Here is a 4884-nt window from a genome sequence, read left to right on the forward strand (position 1 = left end):
GGGTGTTGACGGCAACGAAAACGACCCTATAATGTGCGGCTCACTCGGACGCTTCGGCGGCGGGTTGAGAGGCAAGAAGGGATGAGGCGCTGAGGCCGAATCCGACGATCTTTGACAGTGTGCGCAGGTGACTTGTGCGGGCGTCTGGCGAGTGGATGGTTGTCCATATTGCAGACGTTCGAGCAAGAACCAAAGATTCAAAGCATGCAAATGCAAGTGAGTAATTGGAGCTTGGGAGACGACTGCACTCAAAGTAATAGGACTTCGGTCCGAAAATTTTAAGTGAAGAGTTTGATCCTGGCTCAGAGTGAACGCTGGCGGCAGGCCTAACACATGCAAGTCGAACGGCAGCACAGCAGTAGCAATACTGTGGGTGGCGAGTGGCGGACGGGTGAGGAATACATCGGAATCTGCCTAGTCGTGGGGGATAACGTAGGGAAACTTACGCTAATACCGCATACGACCTACGGGTGAAAGCGGGGGATCGCAAGACCTCGCGCGATTAGATGAGCCGATGTCCGATTAGCTAGTTGGCGGGGTAATGGCCCACCAAGGCGACGATCGGTAGCTGGTCTGAGAGGATGATCAGCCACACTGGAACTGAGACACGGTCCAGACTCCTACGGGAGGCAGCAGTGGGGAATATTGGACAATGGGCGCAAGCCTGATCCAGCCATGCCGCGTGGGTGAAGAAGGCCTTCGGGTTGTAAAGCCCTTTTGTCCGGAAAGAAAAGCACTGGATTAATACTTCGGTGTTCTGACGGTACCGGAAGAATAAGCACCGGCTAACTTCGTGCCAGCAGCCGCGGTAATACGAAGGGTGCAAGCGTTACTCGGAATTACTGGGCGTAAAGCGTGCGTAGGTGGTTCGTTAAGTCTGATGTGAAAGCCCTGGGCTCAACCTGGGAATTGCATTGGATACTGGCGGGCTAGAGTGCGGTAGAGGATGGCGGAATTCCCGGTGTAGCAGTGAAATGCGTAGAGATCGGGAGGAACATCTGTGGCGAAGGCGGCCATCTGGACCAGCACTGACACTGAGGCACGAAAGCGTGGGGAGCAAACAGGATTAGATACCCTGGTAGTCCACGCCCTAAACGATGCGAACTGGATGTTGGGTGCAACTAGGCACTCAGTATCGAAGCTAACGCGTTAAGTTCGCCGCCTGGGGAGTACGGTCGCAAGACTGAAACTCAAAGGAATTGACGGGGGCCCGCACAAGCGGTGGAGTATGTGGTTTAATTCGATGCAACGCGAAGAACCTTACCTGGCCTTGACATGCACGGAACTTTCCAGAGATGGATTGGTGCCTTCGGGAACCGTGACACAGGTGCTGCATGGCTGTCGTCAGCTCGTGTCGTGAGATGTTGGGTTAAGTCCCGCAACGAGCGCAACCCTTGTCCCTAGTTGCCAGCACGTAATGGTGGGAACTCTAGGGAGACCGCCGGCGACAAGCCGGAGGAAGGTGGGGATGACGTCAAGTCATCATGGCCCTTACGGCCAGGGCTACACACGTACTACAATGGTGGGGACAGAGGGCTGCAAACTCGCGAGAGTGAGCCAATCCCAGAAACCCCATCTCAGTCCGGATTGGAGTCTGCAACTCGACTCCATGAAGTCGGAATCGCTAGTAATCGCAGATCAGCATTGCTGCGGTGAATACGTTCCCGGGCCTTGTACACACCGCCCGTCACACCATGGGAGTTTGTTGCACCAGAAGCAGGTAGCTTAACCGCAAGGGGGGCGCTTGCCACGGTGTGGCCGATGACTGGGGTGAAGTCGTAACAAGGTAGCCGTATCGGAAGGTGCGGCTGGATCACCTCCTTTAGAGACAGAAGACAGCAAATTGCTTGTCAGACGTCCGCACAAGTGACCTGCATCCAAAGCGTCCCGCCTCACGGCAAGTCCGTGATACAGGCAAACGGGGCCATAGCTCAGCTGGGAGAGCACCTGCTTTGCAAGCAGGGGGTCGTCGGTTCGATCCCGACTGGCTCCACCATCTGGCTTAGACGCAACAACGGGTCTGTAGCTCAGGTGGTTAGAGCGCACCCCTGATAAGGGTGAGGTCGGTGGTTCGAGTCCTCCCAGACCCACCATCGCTTTGGATGAAGTCGCGCACACTAAAGATTTGAAATGATTCCGGCGCTGAAGCCGGTGTCGTGATCTTTGAAAACTTGGGACGTAACGAGCGTTTGAGACGAATGTCCAGACGTGTCGAAAGAGGCTAAGGCGAAGCATCGCAAGATGCTTTTATTGAAGTTGTAGTTCGTTGTATTCGCGACGAATGACCTCGAGGCAACTTGAGGTTATATGGTCAAGCGAATAAGCGCACACGGTGGATGCCTTGGCGGTCAGAGGCGATGAAAGACGTGGCAGCCTGCGAAAAGCGTCGGGGAGCTGGCAACAAGCATTGATCCGGCGATGTCTGAATGGGGAAACCCACCCTTCGGGGTATCCTGCAGTGAATACATAGCTGCTGGAAGCGAACGCGGTGAACTGAAATATCTAAGTAACCGTAGGAAAAGAAATCAACCGAGATTCCCTCAGTAGCGACGAGCGAACGGGGACTAGCCCAAAAGTCGATTGAGCTTTAACAAAACGCGCCTGGAAAGGCCGGCCATAGAAGGTGATAGCCCTGTATGTGAAAGGGCTCAGTCGATGAAATTGAGTAGGGCGGGGCACGTGAAACCCTGTCTGAACATGGGGGGACCATCCTCCAAGGCTAAATACTACTGACCGACCGATAGTGAACCAGTACCGTGAGGGAAAGGCGAAAAGAACCCTGGTGAAGGGAGTGAAATAGACCCTGAAACCGTGTGCGTACAAGCAGTCGGAGCCCGCAAGGGTGACGGCGTACCTTTTGTATAATGGGTCAGCGACTTACTGTTTGTGGCAAGCTTAACCGTATAGGGGAGGCGAAGGGAAACCGAGTCTGAATAGGGCGCATAGTCGCAGGCAGTAGACCCGAAACCGGGTGATCTAGTCATGCCCAGGGTGAAGGTTGAGTAACATCAACTGGAGGCCCGAACCCACTCCCGTTGCAAAGGTAGGGGATGAGGTGTGATTAGGAGTGAAAAGCTAATCGAACCCGGAGATAGCTGGTTCTCCTCGAAAGCTATTTAGGTAGCGCCTCGCGTGAATCTTCTTGGGGGTAGAGCACTGTTATGGCTAGGGGGTCATTGCGACTTACCAAACCATGGCAAACTCCGAATACCAAGACAGACTGCGCGGGAGACACACGGCGGGTGCTAACGTCCGTCGTGAAAAGGGAAACAACCCAGACCCACAGCTAAGGTCCCAAATTATCGCTAAGTGGGAAACGATGTGGAAAGGCACAGACAGCCAGGAGGTTGGCTTAGAAGCAGCCACCCTTTAAAGAAAGCGTAATAGCTCACTGGTCGAGTCGGTCTGCGCGGAAGATTTAACGGGGCTAAGCGATAAACCGAAGCTTGGGGTGCACACTTTGTGTGCGCGGTAGAGGAGCGTTCCGTAAGCCGTCGAAGGTGGATTGAGAAGTCCGCTGGAGGTATCGGAAGTGCGAATGCTGACATGAGTAACGATAATGCGGGTGAAAAGCCCGCACGCCGAAAGCCCAAGGTTTCCTTGCGCAACGTTAATCGGCGCAGGGTGAGTCGGCCCCTAAGGCGAGGCAGAAATGCGTAGTCGATGGGAAGCTGGTTAATATTCCAGCACCTCGCGTAAGTGCGATGGAGGGACGGAGAAGGTTAAGCAGGCCGGGCGTTGGTTGTCCCGGTGAGAGGGTTGAGGCGGTGCTCTTAGGCAAATCCGGGAGCGCAACGTTGAGACCAAGGACGAGCCCTATCGGGCTAAGCTGCTGATATCACGCTTCCAGGAAAAGCTCCTAAGCTTCAGCTTACGCAGACCGTACCGTAATCCGACACAGGTGGGCAGGATGAGAATTCTCAGGCGCTTGAGAGAACTTGGGTGAAGGAACTAGGCAAAATAGTACCGTAACTTCGGGAGAAGGTACGCCCTCCATGGTGAATAGCTGAGGAGGGCCGCAGTGACCAGGCCGCTGCGACTGTTTATCAAAAACACAGCACTCTGCAAACACGAAAGTGGACGTATAGGGTGTGACGCCTGCCCGGTGCTGGAAGGTTAAGTGATGGGGTCAGCGCAAGCGAAGCTCTTGATCGAAGCCCCAGTAAACGGCGGCCGTAACTATAACGGTCCTAAGGTAGCGAAATTCCTTGTCGGGTAAGTTCCGACCTGCACGAATGGCGTAACGACAGCGGCGCTGTCTCCACCCAAGACTCAGTGAAATTGAAATCGCTGTGAAGATGCAGCGTTCCCGCGGCAAGACGGAAAGACCCCGTGAACCTTTACTATAGCTTTACATTGAACGTTGAGTTCGTCTGTGTAGGATAGGTGGGAGGCTATGAAACCGAGGCGCCAGCTTCGGTGGAGCCATCCTTGAAATACCACCCTGATGTGCTTGACGTTCTAACCTGGGCCCGTAATCCGGGTCGGGGACCATGTATGGTGGGTAGTTTGACTGGGGCGGTCTCCTCCTAAAGAGTAACGGAGGAGCACGAAGGTACGCTCAGCGCGGTCGGACATCGCGCACTGTGTGCAAAGGCATAAGCGTGCTTGACTGCAAGATCGACGGATCAAGCAGGTACGAAAGTAGGTCTTAGTGATCCGGTGGTTCTGTATGGAAGGGCCATCGCTCAACGGATAAAAGGTACTCCGGGGATAACAGGCTGATACCGCCCAAGAGTTCATATCGACGGCGGTGTTTGGCACCTCGATGTCGGCTCATCACATCCTGGGGCTGTAGTCGGTCCCAAGGGTATGGCTGTTCGCCATTTAAAGTGGTACGCGAGCTGGGTTCAGAACGTCGTGAGACAGTTCGGTCCCTATCTG

At 54.6% G+C, this 4884-nt stretch carries 2 tRNA genes and 2 rRNA genes; all 4 read left to right on the forward strand.

Annotated features, from left to right (window positions below):
* Positions 1 to 279: 279 nt before the first annotated feature.
* A 16S ribosomal RNA gene (locus tag QUB56_RS36240) occupies positions 280 to 1824 on the forward strand.
* 96 nt (positions 1825 to 1920) lie between these two features.
* Positions 1921 to 1996, forward strand: a tRNA-Ala gene (locus tag QUB56_RS36245).
* Between the two features lie 20 nt (positions 1997 to 2016).
* Positions 2017 to 2093, forward strand: a tRNA-Ile gene (locus QUB56_RS36250).
* A gap of 216 nt (positions 2094 to 2309) precedes the next feature.
* Positions 2310 to 4884: ribosomal RNA gene (locus tag QUB56_RS36255) — 23S ribosomal RNA — on the forward strand; the annotation flags it as partial.

The sequence above is a fragment of the Microcoleus sp. AR_TQ3_B6 genome, assembly GCF_036702785.1.
Classification (GTDB): Bacteria; Cyanobacteriota; Cyanobacteriia; order Cyanobacteriales; family Microcoleaceae; genus Microcoleus.